The sequence below is a fragment of the Oscillospiraceae bacterium genome (assembly GCA_031265355.1).
Lineage (GTDB): Bacteria > Bacillota > Clostridia > Oscillospirales > UBA929 > JAIRTA01.
On sequence record JAISCT010000031.1, the window covers coordinates 22,451 to 40,950 of the forward strand.

The following is an 18,500-nucleotide window of genomic DNA, read 5'->3' on the forward strand; positions in this document are numbered from 1 at the left end:
GATTGGAGAACCCCAAATATCGAGGAAAGGATTGAGACTGTGTTGAAGCTTATCAAACAGACCGCGAAACGCGCCGTGACGGCGCTGCTGGTACTGTCGTTGTTGGCAGCGCTGGGCCCGGCGGGGTTGGCTGCTTCTGCGGCCGGGTCCGTGACAGCCGCCGACGACGCCTTGGCGGCTTACGCCGACGAGGCGCCCGCCGGAAAGGACGTCGTATTTCGATCGACAGTCCAAGACGGCTTGATCGTCTTGTCGCTGATAAACGGTTCCTTAGAGGAAGTGAGCGGCCTTTTTATACTGGCGATATACAAAGACGGCCGGCTCGCGCACACGGAGATCGGTGACGACTTTGTCGCGAAAGCGGGGGGAATCGGCACCTACGAGTACACGGTGGACGCCACGGAGTATCCCGACAGTGCGTATGCGTACAAAGCGTTTTGCTGGGAAGCGGACTGTGTTCCGCTCGCGCCCGCCGTGTCGGTAAACTGGGCGCCCGACGACGTTTCGGCTGTTTCGCTGAACTGGGAAACGTACCCGCTGGTGGTGGGCGGCCGGACGCCGGCCAGTATGTTGGACAACGGCGATTTCTTCGATCTTGAGGCCACGATAGACGCGTCGCTGGCGCCGGGCGCCAAAGTCGTCTGGGCTTCCACAGATCCCGAAATCGTCAAAGTGAGTCAAACGGGGCGGATCAAAGCTGTCAGAACCGGTTTCGCAAACGTCGTCGCGGCGCTGGCGAACGGAGACGCCGCCGTGTGCCAGGTCTCCTGCATTGACAACTACGACCGCGCCACGGTGCGCTATGTGACGCTAAACGCCGATTTTTTGCAGCTCGCGCCCGGCGCCAGCGCCGATTTGACGCCCACCCTGTATCCGGTCAACGCCTACAATCTCAACGCCGGTTTCAGCGCGGTGCAGAACACCCAAACTTGGACGAGTTCCGATGAAAATGTGGCCGCGGTGAACCAGACCGGAACCGTTACCGCCGTGGCGCCCGGCGAAGCCGTGATTACGGTCGTCTCCGACCAGATTGTCGCCCGCACGGCGCAATGCCGTGTGATCGTCGGCGAAAGCGGCGCTTCCGGCATTTCCCTCGACCAGTCGAGTCTCGCCCTTCAGTGGGGAGAGGCGGCCCGTCTGACCGCCGAGGTCGCCGGTGTGTCCGAGCGGAGTGTTTCCTGGTCGACGAGCAACGCGGCCGTCGCCGATGTGGACGATACCGGTAAGGTGACGGCGTATGCCAGCGGCACAGCCACGATCACGGCGACCTCGATCGACGGCGGGTTCAAAGCCGACTGCGCGGTGACGGTCACAGGCGTGCCCGTCGAGCCGATCTCGGTGAATCTCAACCGGGCGCGTCTCAGCCTGCCCGTCGACAGCACGTCGTCTCTCACGGCCGTGGTGGTGCCCGCCAATACGACCTTTCAAACCATCACTTGGAGTTCCAGCAACCCGGATGTGGTCAAGGTGGAAGAGGCCCCGGATACGACCATCTTCAACGCCCCCGTGGGCAATCTGACCGCCGTGGGGCCCGGCACGGCCGTGATCACCGCCCGGTGCGGGTCTGTGGCCGCCACGTGCCCAATCACCGTGACCGCCGGTGTGGTGGACGCCGCCCAGGTCGCGCTCGACAAAACCGCGCTTTCCCTGGAAGTGGACGCCGTTGTGACGCTCTCCGCCACGGTGACGCCCGAAGACACGACCGATCCGTCTCTGTTTTGGGTGAGCACCGATACGCACGTCGCCTCCGTGAGTCTGGACGGCATTGTAAAGGCCTACGCCCCCGGGACGACCGAGATCATAGCCGTACCGAAGCGCTTTGTGGTCGGCGATCCGCTGACACCCAGTCTCCTAGATGCGCAGGAAATAGCGGATTCAGACGTATTTTCGGCGAAGCTTGCGGAGATCATCGACCGGTATCCGACGGCGTCCTGCATCGTGACGGTGAGCGCGCCCGCGGGCTCGGCGTACCTGCGCAACATAGTCGCGCCAGCCGAAGCGACCACGCCCCGCTCGGTGGGTCTGCTCTGGAATCGCTCCTCTCTGCTGTACGCCGCCGAGTTTGACGCGTACAGGGTTTATGTGAACGGCGAGCTCCGCGACACGGTGGGGACCCTGGGCTATACCGTGAAGGGGCTTGCGCCCGGCACCGCGTACACCTTCACAGTAGAAGCCGTCAAAACAAACGGCGAGGTGGCGCGCGCGCAGAGCATCGACGTGACCACAAAGCCGGATTACACAGCCGTTTTGGACGTGACCAAGGCGCCGTACAACGCCGTGGGGAACGGAAAGGTCACCGACACCTACGCCATTCAAAGGGCCGTCAACGATTGCCCGAAGGACGGCATGGTCTACCTGCCGGAGGGGTATGTCTTCTGGTCGGGCGCGCTCTTCTTAAAGAGCGACATGACGTTCAAGGTGGACGGCATTCTCATCGGGTCCATCGAGGGGAAGGACTACCCGAAGATGAACACCCGCTGGGAAGGCTGGCGCAAAGTGGACAAGGGTTATGTCGTCGACAACACCGCGAACCCCAAACAGCCAAACGAGAGAGCCCATGCCAGTCTTATCACCGTCGGCGCCTATGATGAAGGCGACAACAGCGCCTATGGTCCGTTCAACGTCTCCAACGTCGTGGTCTGCGGCAAGGGTCAGATCAACGCCAACGGCCTGCGGCTGAGCTACACGGAGCTCGACAGGAACAACACCCGCACCAACAGCAGCAGAGTGCGCGGCCGAGCGTTCACGTCGCACAACGTACAGGGTCTGTATGTGGCCGACGTGGGCATTGCCTGGAGCCCCTCGTGGATCACGCATTTGATCTACAGCGACAAAGTCACCTTCGACCACTGTCTGGTGATCGGTTCCGGAACCGGTCTTGTCACCTCCGGCAAGTCTCGGCCCTCCCAGCTCGTGCCTGAACTTGTGAGCGAATACGGGACCGCCGGCAACAGCGGGTCACGGTCCTGCATCATCAACGGCGATGGCATCGACCCGGATTCTTCAAGAAACTTCAATGTGTTCCGCTGCCTCTTCTCCGCGGGTGACGACGCGATGGCCATGAAGTCCGGCCGCAACGGGCAGGGTTTCGATCTGCACAAACCGCTGGCGTACATCCGCGTGACCGACTGTCATGTGCAAAACTCCGACGGCGGCCTGGCCATCGGCAGCGAGAACGCCGGCGGCGCCCACGACATCCTGTTCCAAAACTTGACCATGAAGAATGTTTCGCTGCACGGACTCTGGATCAAGAGCATGTGGGCCAGAGGCGGGCTGTTCGAGAACATCGACTTCAAGGACGCATGGATGACGGGCATAGACGCCAACGTGATCCTGATGGAATACCGGTACAGCAGTTCCACTTCCGTGCCGGCGCGTACGGTCCCGGTTATGCGGCGTTTGCTCTTTGAAAACTGCCATGGCTACGGAACCAACGGCAGAGGTTTTGGCTTCCGCGGGACGCCGCTGCCGTCGGGGTTCGATGCAACGACCGGGCTGGGTACCGAGACGACCATCCTCCGTGAAGACAGTCGGGTCACCGAAACGGTCGTCCGTCCGCTGGGATACGTGCAGGACGTCATCATGAAGGGCTGCAGCCTCACAGGGCGGGTCACGAACACCAGCGCCAGCAACCAAGCGTGCATCCATGTGGCGGACAACTTTGACATTTACGACACGGACGTATCGGCGCTGGCGGGGACAAGCAATACAAACCGTGTGGTGTGGACGTACGGCACGGCGGCTGAGGCCGCTGTCACGACGCGCATTCGTTTCCACGATGAGTGCCCGGATGAATTCGTGAGACTGCAGGAGAAAGGCAAAACCAGAGAGGAGATGTATCCGTACTATCTCAGCGAGGACGTACATCCCTATTACAAGAGCTACAACAGTTTCAATACGCTGTACCCGCTTTATCCGTACTAAACCCCAAGGCCGTGTCAGCGGTGATGCCGCTTCACGGCGCCGCAAATTGTTTGGGAGGCGGACAGCCGACGTTCACGGCGACGCCGCCGCGGAGCGGTAGCGTCCGCCTCCCAAACCGCTTTGGAATGTCGGCCATTAAACATTTTTAGGAGTGACAGCTGATGAAAATGATCTACAAGAACGCGAAGCCCGTATTGGCGTTGGCACTTGCCGTGATTATGATGTTTGCATCGAGCGGGGGACTTGTATTTGCGGCGGGAAGGACGGTCAATACCGGCGCGGCCCCATCCGCGACAAACGTCGGCACCGCCGTCGTTCTTCCGACATCCGGCGCGCCCGGCGGTACCGGAAGTATTTCAATCAACACCGCAGGGACCATAGTCAGCGGCACGACTTCTTACGGGCGTATGCCGCTTTCGAACACCGTGGGCGATGTATTGCATTTTATCGGCACACAAGTCGTCAGGGCTGACGGCCCTTATAAGGTTTCGACGTATGTAAGGATGACCGCCCAAAGCGGCAACGCCGGCGCTGGCGTTATGGTTCGTGACAACAGCAATTCGGCCAGTGTAGCCTACGCCGCGTCGTACCTTCGGTACTCAACCGACGCCCCTGGCGGGTATAATTACCAGACGCACCGGCGTACTTCGAGCGGAGCCGATTCGGGTTCGGCCACGAACCCGTTTACAATGGGAGCGACCAACCCCGGATTAACCCCTGTGTCGGTGGATGTCGACACGAACGGCGTATCAACGATGACGACGCCGAACGCGTCCGCCGACAAAAACGACGTCGCGATAACGTATACCCCGAACATCTGGATCGGGCTGTGGGTCGGCAGGATGACGGTTGAATTCACCAGTTCGCGTATCCTGCAAAAACCCGGGACGGCGCAGGAATCCACACTGTGGCAGACCGAATCCCTCGCGACGCCGACGAACGGCGGATTCAGCTTCAGCGAAAACGACGTAGTGCTGACATGGAACGCGGTAACAGGCGCGAACCGTTACCGCGTCGAAAGCCCGCTCGGAACCCTGGTAGGCACTTCGGAGACGGCGACATATACGGTCGGCAACTCGGCCGGTGGCGCGACGTATTACATAATCGCCGAGAACTCGACGGAAGGCACAATCTTCCCTTCGGATGGCAAATATCTGAACAAGCCGCCGCTGGCGGTAGAGGTTGAGTCGGCGACCGGCCCGTATAACCTCATTTACAGCGCCAACGGCGGGGTTGGTCCGGTTCCGGCGACGGTGCAGTATGACGAGGACGAAACCGTCAATGTAGCTTTCACACCCGCGCCGACAAAGGCCGGCAACAACTTCTTGGGCTGGAGTTTTGACCCCGCCACAACCGGCGCGCCTGCGTATGCGCCGGGAGGCACGGCCACGTTCCCGATGCCCAGGGGATCGAGAACGCTCAACGCCATGTGGGAGCGCAGGGTCGTCTTTGACGCGAACGGCGGCGACGTAACGCCCCCGGAGCGGTATGTCACGGTCGGTACGCAGATAGGCGCGCTCCCAGCTTCAGCGGGCACGAAAGGCCTCAGCCAGTTTGGGGGCTGGTCGGCGTCGGCGGCTGGCGATACGCCATATACCGAGACGACGACCGTCACAGCCGGCGACGCGTTGACGCTGTACGCGATCTGGAACGGGCCTTACGCCGTTTCTTACAACGCCAACGGCGGCGCGGGCGTACCGGCCGCCGCCGATTACGCGATCGGATCGACCGTTGACGTGGCGTTTGCGCCCGCGCCGGCCAAAGCGGGCAACAACTTCCTCGGCTGGAGCCCCGCCCCGGCCGTTAACGGCGCGCCCGCTTACAGTTCGGGCGGCACGACGTCCTTCACGATGGGCAACGCGGCCGTAACGCTGAACGCAATGTGGGCGAGACAGGTCAACTTCGATGTAAACGGCGGCACGGGGTCGGCGCCGAGCAGGTTCGTGGCTGTCGGCACGGTGCTGGGCGCGCTTCCGGCGGACCCCGAGCCCGGCGACCCATCCAAGAAATTCGGCGGCTGGGGCACGCTGCCGACCGGCGGCACGAGATATTCAGCCGGCACTGTCGTGGCGTCGGGCGACGCCCTGACGCTGTACGCGCTTTGGGCCGAGCCGCCTACCGCCCAAAAAGAAGTCCTTGTGCGCAAGGACGGCTCGGGCGATTTCACGACAATCAAAGAAGCGTATAATTTCCTCCGCGACAACGATCTCCCGAACCGGACGATCGACGTCGGACCCGGTACGTTCACCGAGAAATTGACTATCAGGTTCCCGGTCACGATCAGCGGCGCGGGAAGGGGTACGGGCGACGACGCGACAATCATTACATGGACAGACGGCAACAGGACCCCGTTCCGCCCGGACGATACCGAGACCGAGCGCGACAAGGAGTATCTGTATCCGAGCATTCGTCCAGGCGGCCCGGCCGGCCCCGAGCCGAACGGCAGTTATGGCACGATGGGTTCGTATTCGGTCGGGTTCTTCCCCGGCTCCGAGGGTTCCGTTATCAAAAATTGCGCAGTCACCAACACCGCCGGTACCAATGTGGGGCAGACCGTGGCGCTGTTCTTCAACGCCGACAGGTGTATCGCCGATAACATCAGGCTGGACGCCCCGAGCAGCGATACGTTCCTGGTACACGATTGCAGAGCGTATGTCGTCAACTCGGAAATCCATGGCTCAACCGACTTTATATTCGGCAACGGCCAGGCCGTGATCTATAACAGCACGATCAATATCAAAACCACCGGCGGTTGCATGGCGGCTCCGTCTACCGACGTCCGGATCCCTTACGGCATACTGATCGAGAAATGCACGATCACCGGCGGCGGCAGTAGCGCTTCTTTGGGCCGGGCATGGCAGTGGAACCAAAATGCGAAAGAACCGGCGGAAAGGTACACCGTCGGCGGATCGGCGCTGCTTAAAAACAACACCGTAACAGCCACCACAACCGCGAACGGCTTTACGAACGGCACCGGAGGCGGGACCCCGCTTAGCCAGCGCCTGCGTGAATACGGGAGCGTAAACGCGGCGGGAACTCTTCTCACATTAAACGCCACGCGGCAGGCGCTTCAGCTTACCCAGGCCCAGGCGGACGATTACAACGTGTTTAACGTACTCGGTGTCAATCAATACAGCACCTCAAGCGATACGCTGTACGCCGAGCCGTGGATACCCCGATATGACACCTTCACGACGCCCGTTACCGAGATCAAAAACGTCAGCATCACGTCCGAAAACGGGGTGAAGATCGGCAGCGTGACCACCGCGCCTATCGGCGACACCATCAAGCTCAGGTTTGACGTGACAGAGAAGCTGTTCCCGATGACGAAGCCGATCGTCAACTTCAGGATCGGCGGCAGGGAAGCTGCCGAGGCAGTCTCGTTCTACGAGGAGATCGCCCCGAACAGATATGAGGCGACCTTCAAGGTCAACTTCAGCGACCACACCACCGGTTCGGACACCACATACGGCACGGCCGAGCCGGAGCGCAGCGTAAACCACGGCGGCATCGACGGCGCGGTTGAGTTCACGATTCAGGGCATCGGCCTTGATGGAAATGACATCACTCCCGTGAGTGCAACGAGCGACGGTACGTCGGTCGTCGTTGACAGGACGCTTCGCGCGATACCCGACGCTCCCGTCGTCTCACCGACGGCTGACAAGGCCGACCCATACTGGGACGACGAGATGTACGCGTATGTCGAGGATACCGTAATGGACAACGTACCTCTGTTCCTCGAGGCCTCGGGTATCCCCGAGTTCAAGATCACCGACGCCAAGTACGCGGACCTTATCCGCACCGCGAACGAGGGCGGCACGGACCGCCAGGATTACACGAACGTGTTCAAGGCGGCCATCGCCGACGCCAACGCGGTCGGCACCGGCGCGAAGGTCATCGTGCCTGGCGGGGACAATGTTGTTTACTACACCGGCGCGATTCACCTCTTGAGCAACGTCAACCTTGTCGTTGAGCAAGGCGCGACGGTGAGGTTCCTGAGGATTATCTCGCAGGAATACTATCCGATCGTGCTGCAAAGCTTCGAGGGGCAGGAACTCTACAACTATTCCCCGCCTATCTACGCTCTGAAGCAGAAGAACATCGCGGTTACCGGCGAAGGCACGCTGGACGCTCAGTACTCGGGCGGCTGGAGCACGAGGACAGGCGACAAAATGGCGCTCAACAAGGATTCCGACCGCGCCGTACCGGTCGTCAAGCGCATCTATACCGATTCAGCCGGACCCACCGCCGGTCAGATGCCCGCTACGATCCCGGTTATCGACGGCGATGAAGTGAAATATGTCGCGCTGCCGGCGGGGGCGGTGAACAACAGGATCGGTCTGCGTCCGTGTTTCATCCAGCCATACGCTTGTGAGAACATCATTCTCCGCGATGTGGCCTTAAGAGGCACCCCGATGTGGAACGTCGCCCCGGTGAGCTGCAGCAACGTGCTGGTTGACGGGCTGGACATCAACGCTGTTGGCATCGGCAACGGCGACGGAGTGAATCCGGTATCCACACAGTTTGTTATCATCCAGAACGTCTCGTTCGCGACCGGCGACGACTGCATCGCCATCAAGAGCTTTAAGAACGGCGACGGCCTGAGAAGAAACGAGCCGAGCCAGTACATCATCGTCAGGGACTGTGCGTTCGCGAACGGTCACGGTGGCGTCACGTGCGGGAGCGAGATATCCGGCGGTATCAGGTGGGTCTTCGCCGAGCGGTGCGCTTTCAGCAGTCCGAGCCTTGGGTATGCCCTCAGGTTCAAGGTGAACTCCTTCCGCGGAGCCACCATCGAAAACATCTATGAGCGCAACAGCACCATATCCAGGTCCTCCGACGCGGTGCTGTATATCGAATCGTCCTACACGTCCGGCAACAACCAGGACAGGGTGGGAGATCTCGGAAAGTACACGCCGCGTCTCAATAATATCTATATCAGCGACTTCACGACGCCGGCAGGCGCCAGCATCGGCTGCACAAACTTCGTCAGGATGACCGCGTACACCCGCGCGCCGATCAACGGCGTGCACATCAAGAATTCTACGTTCAGGGGCGTCGGGGCCAGCACCGTTGAGAGCTTATCCGGCTGGGAGCTTATCAACGTAGGTACGACGACCGCCGCAAATCCGAGCGGCACCCCGACTATCGTGAACTCGATCCCAATGAAGATAGCGAACGTCAAGCTCAGCGGCGGCGGTGTGTCGGCCGACCTCAAGGACACGTTGACATACGGCAACAACAGCGTCGCCATTATGAAGAGATCCGGCACAGCCTACATGGTGTCGGGCAAGCTTGAGACCGCCTCAAGCACGACCCCGACGATCAGGGTGTTCACCGGAAGGAGCAAGACCAGTTACGCAACCGCGACCGTCACCCCGACAGCCAGCGGGTATAACTTCACCGCCAATGTAACCCTCGCGGCAACCGAGAATTTTTATTATATCAACATCACTGCCCAGAACGGCACGTGGGCCGCTTCCAACCTCAACCAGACCACAGCGGTTCATAACGTTGTGATGACGGACTACGCTTGGCCAAGAGACGAATTGCCGGTTCAGTTCACCACGGAATCGGTCACGGTCGATGCGAACGCCGAGGCGGTTTATGACAACGCGATCCCGGTCGATGTCTCTAAGAAGCGTAGCGCGGCCGCGACAGCCGACGCCCCCGACTGCACGACGACCGGCGTCGCCAGGGCGGTTTGGGACGGCGCGAATATGTATATCCTCGTTGAGGTCACGGACGCGAGCGTACGTACGGCAGGCACCGGGGTAAATACAGACGGCGTCGAGTTCTATATCGATTTCGACAACGACAAGCTGATGAAAGACCCGGCCGGGCGCAAAATGCACGACAACACAGAAAACGGTGTCAGCAGCGCTTGGGCTGAAGATTACCTTATCCGCGTAGCAAGCAACGGCACGGTCAGCGGCACCGGGCCCCGGGGCGGCACGTTTAACCAGCGCCTTGTCAGTTCCGCGGCACGCATTACCCCCACGGGTTATAACGTCGAGCTTGCGCTTGCGCTCGGTGGACTTCCAAAGGTAAACGGCGCCAATTTCGGTTTCGACATCGGCATCAACGACATGACCTCGACCCAGACCGCCCGCCAGCACAGGGTATTCTGGCACAGAACCGACGGCGCAGACCTGGTCGACGTTTCGACATGGGGCAGCGCAGTGTTGGAGGGCTACAACGGAACCGACCCGCGCAAGCCCGATAAATACTGGATAAGCGAGTATATAAAGCGCATAGAAACGACAGGAACTGTCCCTGTGAACATGTACCAGTTCCCGCGCGGCAAGTTCCCGCAGGGACAAATCGAGCTCGACGCGGCAGTCGCCCAGGCCAAAGCCGTCATCGCCGATTCGTCGGCCACATACCTCGATACCGACGCGGCTGCCGAACGCCTTCGCAACGCGATACTGAACCTGCCAAACGAGGGCAAGTTCCCGAATCCGAAGGATCTGCCGACCATAGGCTACATGCCAAACCCATTCGAGTTCTTCGACGGCAGCCCTGTGGAAGCGCCGTCGGATTGGAAAGCACGCAGTGCCGAGCTTAAGGACCTGATGTCCTACTACGAGTTCGGTGATTGGCCGGCCCCGCCGCAGAGCCTGACGGCGACCGTCGGCACTGCGGTGGTTGGTGAGTCCAACCGCTTTAACATCCCGATCAATATCACCGACAACGGCAGGAACGCGACGCTCGACGCGACGATAACGCTGCCGCAGGGCGCGGGGCCGTTCCCGGTCATCGTTTTTCTCGATTTCAGCGGCACGTACTCCGGTTACAATGCGTACCGCGACGCCAGCGTCAGCCAAGGTTTCGCGCTGATGCGTATCCAATACGACACGATAGCCAGCGACACGCTGAACACGCGCACCGGCCCGTTCTTCACACTGTATCCGTGGGCTGAAGCGGACGCCGGTTCCGAGCTGACATGGGCGTGGGGAGCCTCGCGCTGCGCGGACGCCCTGGATTATATCATGGCGAACAACGCGGCTTACGCCGGAAGGTTCGACATGGATAAGCTGGTTGTCGCGGGATTCTCGCGCACCGGCAAGGCCGCGCTTCTCGCCGGCCTGTACGACGAGCGGTTCAAGGTTGTAAACCCAATAGCCTCCGGCAGCGGCGGCGCGGGCGTCTACAGGTACGACGCGTTTAACAACAACTACAGCGGGATCTTTACAAACCCGGCGGCGCTAAACGCTGCCGACTGCGAAATCCTGCCGGAGCACATCAACAACTTCGGCAACAACGCAAACTCGATGCTGTGGCGTTTCCTGGATTTCGATAAGAATTACAAGCGTGACACGCCGTTCGGTTACGGCGGGCGTCTGCCGTACGACCATCACGAGATCATCGCCGCGATCGCACCGAGGGCCGTCATCATCAGCAGTATCAACGACGACCACCACAACCAGCCCGAAGGCGACGCCACCGGATACGAGGGCGCGAAACCCGTGTTCGAATTCTTGGGCGTGCCGCAGAACATCGCGCTGGACGTGCACCGCGCGGGCGGCGGCCATTCCGTTAAACAGGCTCAGTGCGAAAACGTCGTGGCGTTCGCCAAGATGGTGTTCTTCGGGACGGAAATGTCGGCGACACTGCGAAATCATCTCTACTTAAACCCATATGTCGCGACATTCGACCGATACTACGGCGGTCTTGACGCGATGATGCCCTGGCGGCATACGTTCGACGGCGCGTCCTTTGAGGACTACATGATCCTCGACAGCAGTATCTCGGGCAACGTGATTGCATCGGCGAAGATATCAGCCAAGAAAGACGCCAATCTTGTACTGGCCGCGTTCGGCGAGCGCAACGAGTTGATCAATGTCAAGGTACTGCCGGTTGCAGAAGGCACAGGCAGCTATGATCTTGCGTTCGACTTCACCAGCGCCGCGGAGGTCAGGGCGTTCTTCTGGGATATTGACAGCTACGAACCTTTGTGCGAACCTAAAAAACTGCACTAAGCGCGTACTGAAAGTTCATGAAATTCATATTGTGTGAAAACAGCAGGGGATCCGGCGCCGCTTTCGCGGCGCCGGATCCCCTGCTTGCCGGTTCACTTATCCCACTTATCCCTTTGCGTCTGTTTTGATCTCATCCCAGTAACGGCGGGCGGTCTGTTCGGTTTTGTTGGGGCCGTACTCGTAGTAGCGCGCGTCCTTTATCTCATCCGGCAGGTACTGCTGGGGGACGTAGTGGTGGGGGAAGTCGTGCGGATATTGGTAAGTGAGTCCCCGGCCCAGTTTTTGCGCGCCTTTGTAGTGGCTGTCTTTCAGGTGGGGGGGCACGTCGCCGACGCGGCCGGCCTGTACGTCGGCCATGGCGCGCCCGATGGCCGAGGCGGCGGCGTTCGACTTGGGTGCGGTGGCCAGCAGGATCACCGCCTCGGCCAGCGGCAGCTGTGCCTCGGGCAGCCCGACCTGAAGCGCCGCGTCCACACAGGACTTGACGACGACAATCGCCTGTGGGTGGGCCAAGCCGATGTCCTCCGCCGCCGTGACGAGCAGTCGGCGGCAGACGGACGGCAGATCGCCGGCGGCCAGCAGCCGCGCCAAATAGTGCACCGCCGCGTCGGGGTCGGAGCCGCGAATGGATTTTTGAAACGCCGACAGGACGTCATAGTGGACATCTCCGTCGCGGTCGTAGCGCATGGCCGAGCGCTGAGCCACCACCTCGGCGTCCGTCAAAGAGAAGACGGCGGCGCCTTCGGAGAGCGGCGTGGCCTTTGCCAGAAGCTCCACCGCGCCGACGGCCTTGCGCACGTCGCCGCCGCAGGCGGCCGCCAGATACGCCTCCACCTCATCCGGACACGCGATCGGGCGCCCCGCCCGCTCTGCCGCCAGCGCCACCGCCCGCCGGAGAGCCAGACGGACGTCCGCGGCGCCGACGGGTTTGAACTCAAAGATCGTGGAACGGCTTAAAATGGCGTTGTAAACATAAAAATAGGGATTTTCCGTCGTGGAAGCGATGAGTGTGATGAGCCCATTTTCGATGAATTCCAGCAGCGACTGCTGCTGTTTTTTGTTGAAATACTGGATCTCGTCCAGGTACAGCAGTACGCCGCCGGGCGCCAGCAGCGTTCCCAGGCTGGCGATGATCTCCTTGATGTCGGCCGTGCCGGCCGTGGTGGCGTTGAGTTTGTGCAGCGTGCGGTTCGTGCGCGCGGCAATGATGGAGGCCACCGTGGTCTTGCCGGTGCCAGAGGGGCCGTAAAAGATCATGTTGGGAATCAGACCACTGTCGATGATCCGGCGCAGCAGCCCCTTATTTCCCAATATATGGGACTGCCCCACCACATCGTCCAATGTGGAGGGGCGTATCTCATCGGCCAGCGGCCGTGCGGGGCTATTCATAGAGGGGGTGCTGGGCGCACAGCGCGCCGACCTCCGCGCGGATCTCGGCGGCGGCGCCCTCGAAGTCGACGGCCGCCCGGTGGATGAGCCGCGCGACGACGCGCATGTCCGCCTCTGTGAAACCGCGGGTGGTGGCGGCGGGCACGCCCACCCGAATGCCGCTCGTCACCAGCGGGCTCTGGGGGTCGCCGGGGATCGCGTTTTTGTTGACTGTGATATAGACCTCGTCCAGCCGGCGCTGCATCTCCTTGCCGGTGAGATCCACCGGACGCAGATCCACCAACATGAGGTGGTTGTCGGTGCCGCCGGAGACGAGCTGGAAACCGGTCTCAAGAAGGGCCTCCGCCATCGCCTGTGCGTTTTTGATGATCTGCTGCTGGTGCACCTTAAACGACGGCAGCAGCGCCTCACCCAGCGCCACCGCTTTGGAGGCGATGATGTGCATGAGCGGACCGCCCTGCGTGCCCGGAAATACGGCCTTGTTGATCTTTTTGGCGATGTCGGGGTCGTTGCACAGGATGAGACCGCCGCGTGGGCCGCGCAGGGTTTTGTGCGTCGTCGTTGTCACCACGTGGGCATGGGGCATGGGGTCGGGGTGCAGCCCGGCCGCGACCAGCCCGGCGATGTGCGCCATGTCGACGAAGAGATAGGCGCCCACTTCGCGGGCGATCTCACCGAAAGCGGCGAAGTCAATGGTGCGCGGGTAGGCCGACGCGCCGGCCAGGATCATCTTCGGTTTATGGGCCTGTGCCAGCGCGCGCAGTTTGTCGTAGTCGATGCGGTGGGTGACGTCGTCCACTCCGTAGGGGACGATGTGGTAATAGGCGCCCGAGATGTTCACAGGGCTTCCGTGCGTCAGGTGGCCGCCGTGGGCCAGACTCATGGCCAGCACCGTGTCGCCTGGCTGTACCAACGCGAAATAGACGGCGGCGTTGGCCTGGGCGCCCGAGTGCGGCTGCACGTTGGCAAACTGCGCCCCAAAGAGCTGTTTGGCCCGTTCGATGGCAATGTTTTCGGCAATATCGACACATTCGCAGCCGCCGTAGTACCGCTTGCCGGGGTACCCCTCCGCGTACTTGTTGGTCAGCGGCGTTCCCATGGCAGCCATGACGGCGGGGCTCACAAAGTTTTCTGAGGCGATGAGCTCGATGTTCCGGCGCTGACGGTCACACTCCAGGCCGACGGCGCGCCCCACCTCCGGATCGTGCCGGGTGATAAACTCGATGTTTTGTCTGACCATGTGCAGACTCCTTTCGGTTGGGAATCGCATCCCTTTTGATGTACCGCGCCGCCGGCGAATCCGAGCGGCCAATCTAAGAGGTATTATAGCGGATTTGGCCGCATCTGACAACAGGTTTTGTCAGAAAACCCGCCGCTGCTGTCCGCCGGCCGCGCTTTTCTTTTCGGAAGGATTGCCAAAGGAGGTCGGGTGTGATACAATATGTGATGTTTACCGTGACGACCGCACCGGGGAAGTGGGGAGAGGACGTGCGTTGCGAGATCCTGGGGATCGAGTTCGACAATGTGACCATAGATGAGGCGCGGGCCCGTGCGCTCTTCTTTCTGGATGATGAGACGCCCGACGGCGGCGCGCGCCTGATCGTGACGCCAAACGCCGAGATCGTGATGATGTGCCGCCGCGACGCGGCGGCGCGGGAGGCGGTGCGCGCCGCCGATCTCATATTGCCAGACGGCGTAGGCGTCGGAATTGCATCCCGGATTTTGGAGCGGCCGCTGCGCGCGCGCATGGCTGGCATCGATTTTGCCGAGGCGCTGCTGCCGGCGCTGGCCGCGCGGGGGCGCCGGTTATTTTTCCTCGGCGCCGCGCCCGGCGTGGCCGAGGAGGCGGCGCGCCGCGCCGCCGCGCGGCACGCGGGGCTTGTGATCTGCGGCACGCAGGACGGATATTTCACGCGGGACGAGGACGCGGCGGCCGCAGTCCGAGCGGTCGGGGCGGATGTCGTCTTCGTCTGTCTCGGCGCACCGAAGCAAGAACTGTGGATGCGCGCGCACGCCGCCGCCACCGGGGCGCGGCTGCTGGTGGGGCTCGGCGGCACGCTGGATGTGTGGGCGGGCCGCGTGCGGCGTGCGCCGACGCTGTGGATCCGCTTGGGGCTGGAGTGGCTTTATCGGTTGTTGTGTCAGCCGAGGCGGTTGTGGCGCATGCTGAAGCTGCCCGTCTTTTTGTGGACTGCGTGGCGCGCCCACAGGAGAGAAAAGAGACAATGAATCCGCGGTCCGGGCAGGGGCCGCCGCAGAGGCGCCGCTTTGGGCGGCCGGGGAGGGAACCGAGCGAGATGGTCTTTTCGAGTCTCATTTTTTTATATATCTTTTTTCCGCTCTGTGCCCTCATCTATTTCACCGTGCCGAAGCAGCGGGGGAGGAACATCGCTCTGTGCCTCAGTTCGATGATATTTTATGCCTGGGGCGAACCGCTTTGGGTCGTCTTGCTTGTGTTCTCGGCGCTGGTGGATTACGTAAACAGCAAGATCATCGACGCCCACCGCGGTGCATGGCAGGCCAAGGCCGCCCTGGTGGCTTCGATAGTCATCAATCTTGGGCTGTTGTTTACCTTTAAATATCTCGATTTCTTCCTCAGCGTGTTCGGTTGGGTCGCCCGCATCGAGGCGCCGGTGGTCGGGCTGACGTTGCCGATTGGCATCTCGTTTTACACCTTCCAGACGATGTCTTACACGATCGACGTATACCGGAACAACGTCAAGGTGCAGCACAGTTTCATGAATTTTTTGCTGTTTGTGTCGCTGTTTCCGCAGCTCATCGCCGGCCCTATCGTGCGGTACAGCGAGATTGCGGAACAGATCGACGAGCGGACCACCACATTGCCGGACATGGCGGCCGGCCTTACACGGTTCATGACGGGCCTCGGCAAAAAGGTCCTGATTGCAAATTTTGCGGGCGCCACGGCGGAGAGCATCCTCACCGCCGATCTGGCGGGTCTCTCGTGCGTCGAGGCGTGGATCGGCATCTTATGCTTTACTTTTCAGATCTATTTCGATTTTTCCGGGTATTCCGACATGGCGATCGGCCTCGGCCGGTTCTTCGGTTTTCGCTATGGGGAGAATTTTCGCCATCCGTACATCGCCCGGTCCATCACGGAGTTCTGGCGGCGGTGGCATATCTCGCTTGGCACCTTCTTTCGCGATTATCTCTACATCCCGTTGGGCGGCAACCGGCGGCGGCAGATGCGCAACATCTTGATTGTCTGGTTTCTGACCGGCCTGTGGCACGGCGCGAGTTGGAATTTTGTGCTGTGGGGTCTCTATTTCGGAGCGTTGCTGCTGCTCGAAAAGTATTGCCTGCAGGGTGTCTTGCGGAAGCTGAAGTGGGGCGCCGCGGCGTATACCTTCCTGTTGGTGGTGCTCGGGTGGGTGCTGTTTTATTTCACCGACTTGTCGCGGGCCTTCGCCTTTGTGAAGGTGCTCTTTGGGGGCGGCGTCCCGTTTGACGCGCGCGCGCGCATCCTCCTGCTCAACAACCTGCCGCTGCTTGTGCTGTGCGCCGTCGCCTCGACGCCGCTCGGCGTGTGGGCCGTCGGCAAGGTACGTGTGTACGCACAGACTGCCCTGCCCCGTGCGGCCTGTACGGCCGTGTTCCTCGCCGGTCACGCGGGCATGCTCTTCCTGTGTACGGCCTCTCTGGTGGGCGCCAGCTACAACCCATTTTTGTATTTCCGCTTTTGACGCGGCGCCGCGTCACAGAATGAATGGATAAATATGGAAACCACGGAGGAAAAGAGCATGAAACGGATCCCGGCGCTGGTCCTTGTTTTCTGCTTGCTGCCCATGTTCGTGCTTGGCGTGGTCAGCGTGCTTGATGCGGGAGAGACGGTGTCTGAGCTCGAACAAAGGACATTGGGAGAGAAACCGGCTTTTTCGTGGAGCGCCCTCTTTGCCGGGACGTACACGCGCGCGCTGGAAGATTATTACGCCGACACCTTCCCGCTTCGGGACGTCTTCCTGCGCGCCAGCACCGCGTTGGGGCATTTTTATTACTTCAACGCCGGAGAGGAGGCTATCCTGGTGGTCCCGCACCAGGGCGCCGACCCGGACGTCGGGGGTATCGAGTTGAGCGGCGAGGCGGACGCTGTGCCGTCCGTGCCGGAGACGCCGGCGTCCCAGCCGCCCGTGCCGGAGGCGGCGCCGCCGAAGAGCACGCCGGAGGGTCCGGCCGTGTCTCCCTCCGAGACGCCGGCCCCGACCGCCCCGATCGATTACCCGGAGATGTCCGAGGTCGTGAACGCGGGCAATATAGTCATCATCGGTGACAGGGCGATGGAGATTCCCTATGTGAACAAGGCGACGGTGACCCGCTACGCCGGCATTATGAACGCCGTGGTCGGCGCGCTGCCCGGGGTGCAGGTCTATGCGCTGACAACGCCCAACGCAGGCGAATTCTATTCGCCGGTCTCGATGCACTCCGGTACTACGTCCCAGCGGGATATGATAGCGCTGATGTACGGGCAGCTCGCGTCCGGCGTCCGGTCGGTCGACGCCCACACGGTCCTGAGCCGGCACACCGACGAGTATATTTTCTTTCGCACCGACCACCACTGGACGGCGCTCGGCGCCTACTACGCCTACACGGCGTTTTGTGAATCAGCCGGCCTGTCCTACTCGGACATCTCCGAGTTTACTACGGGCGTCTACGAAAACTTTGTCGGCAGCATGTATGGGTTTACGGCCAAATACCCGCAGAGTCGGGTGCTCCGGGACAACCCGGACAGCCTTACCTACTACCTGCCTATTGTACCGAGCACCGCGACTGTCTATTCCTCGGGCCGGCTGGAAGACGGACGTACGGCGTCTGTCGTGTCGGAAAGCATCTCCGCCTCCTACGGGAACAAATACATCTGTTTCATCGACGGGGACAACCCGCTGTCGGTCGTCCGGAGTGAAAACGGGAGCGGCCGCTCGATCGTCGTAGTCAAAGAGTCCTACGGCAACGCCTTTGTTCCCTTCCTGACATCCCACTACGAGACCATCTACGTCGTCGATCCGCGCCACGTGAACGGCAAGGGGCAGCCGAGCCTTAACCTGTTGGAACTGATCCGGACACAGAACATCGATGATGCATTGTTTATCAATTACCCGTTCTCTATCAACAGCGCCGGCTATTGCTCCATGCTCGAACGGCTGACGGAGGGCGCACAAAACGGCGGTTCCGCGGAATGAAATCCGCCGCAAA

Annotated in this window: 7 protein-coding genes; 5 read left to right on the forward strand and 2 right to left on the reverse strand. The window is 61.2% G+C overall.

Features of this window, described 5'->3' with window-relative positions:
* Nucleotides 1-39: 39 nt before the first annotated feature.
* Entirely contained in the window at nucleotides 40-3,924 is a 3,885-nt protein-coding gene (locus LBK75_04360) for an Ig-like domain-containing protein (GenBank protein MDR1157524.1), read from the forward strand.
* Nucleotides 3,925-4,085: 161 nt separating this feature from the next.
* Nucleotides 4,086-11,906, forward strand: coding sequence for an InlB B-repeat-containing protein (locus tag LBK75_04365; protein ID MDR1157525.1), 7,821 nt, complete (start codon nucleotides 4,086-4,088; stop codon nucleotides 11,904-11,906).
* 105 nt (nucleotides 11,907-12,011) lie between these two features.
* On the opposite strand, the gene LBK75_04370 is transcribed toward LBK75_04365, so the two are convergent.
* Complete coding sequence (locus tag LBK75_04370) at nucleotides 12,012-13,295, reverse strand: replication-associated recombination protein A (protein MDR1157526.1); 1,284 nt, start codon at nucleotides 13,293-13,295, stop codon at nucleotides 12,012-12,014.
* The gene (locus LBK75_04375; GenBank protein MDR1157527.1) at nucleotides 13,288-14,535 is read right to left on the reverse strand and encodes a serine hydroxymethyltransferase; all 1,248 of its coding nucleotides are present in this window, start codon (nucleotides 14,533-14,535) and stop codon (nucleotides 13,288-13,290) included. The genes LBK75_04370 and LBK75_04375 overlap by 8 nt, the downstream gene beginning before the upstream one ends.
* A gap of 191 nt (nucleotides 14,536-14,726) precedes the next feature.
* Here LBK75_04375 and LBK75_04380 point away from each other — a divergent pair, with 191 nt between their 5' ends.
* The 3 genes from LBK75_04380 to LBK75_04390 all read left to right on the forward strand — a co-directional run bounded on the left by LBK75_04380 (nucleotide 14,727) and on the right by LBK75_04390 (nucleotide 18,487).
* On the forward strand, nucleotides 14,727-15,524 hold the full coding sequence (locus LBK75_04380) for a WecB/TagA/CpsF family glycosyltransferase (GenBank protein MDR1157528.1): 798 nt from the start codon (nucleotides 14,727-14,729) through the stop codon (nucleotides 15,522-15,524).
* Nucleotides 15,525-15,592: 68 nt separating this feature from the next.
* Nucleotides 15,593-16,996, forward strand: coding sequence for an MBOAT family protein (locus LBK75_04385; GenBank protein MDR1157529.1), 1,404 nt, complete (start codon nucleotides 15,593-15,595; stop codon nucleotides 16,994-16,996).
* A 57-nt stretch (nucleotides 16,997-17,053) separates the two neighbouring features.
* A complete protein-coding gene (locus tag LBK75_04390) occupies nucleotides 17,054-18,487 on the forward strand; it encodes a hypothetical protein (protein MDR1157530.1) in 1,434 nt (477 codons plus the stop codon).
* The last annotated feature ends 13 nt before the right edge of the window (nucleotides 18,488-18,500 follow it).

Excerpts from the sequence above, each read along its gene's own strand:
- LBK75_04370 (MDR1157526.1), bottom strand. The coding sequence starts at position 13,295 with ATGAATAGCCCCGCACGGCCGCTGGCCGATGAGATACGCCCCTCCACA.
- LBK75_04365 (MDR1157525.1), top strand. The coding sequence starts at position 4,086 with ATGAAAATGATCTACAAGAACGCGAAGCCCGTATTGGCGTTGGCACTT.
- LBK75_04390 (MDR1157530.1), top strand. The coding sequence starts at position 17,054 with ATGAAACGGATCCCGGCGCTGGTCCTTGTTTTCTGCTTGCTGCCCATG.
- LBK75_04375 (MDR1157527.1), bottom strand. The coding sequence starts at position 14,535 with ATGGTCAGACAAAACATCGAGTTTATCACCCGGCACGATCCGGAGGTG.
- LBK75_04385 (MDR1157529.1), top strand. The coding sequence starts at position 15,593 with ATGGTCTTTTCGAGTCTCATTTTTTTATATATCTTTTTTCCGCTCTGT.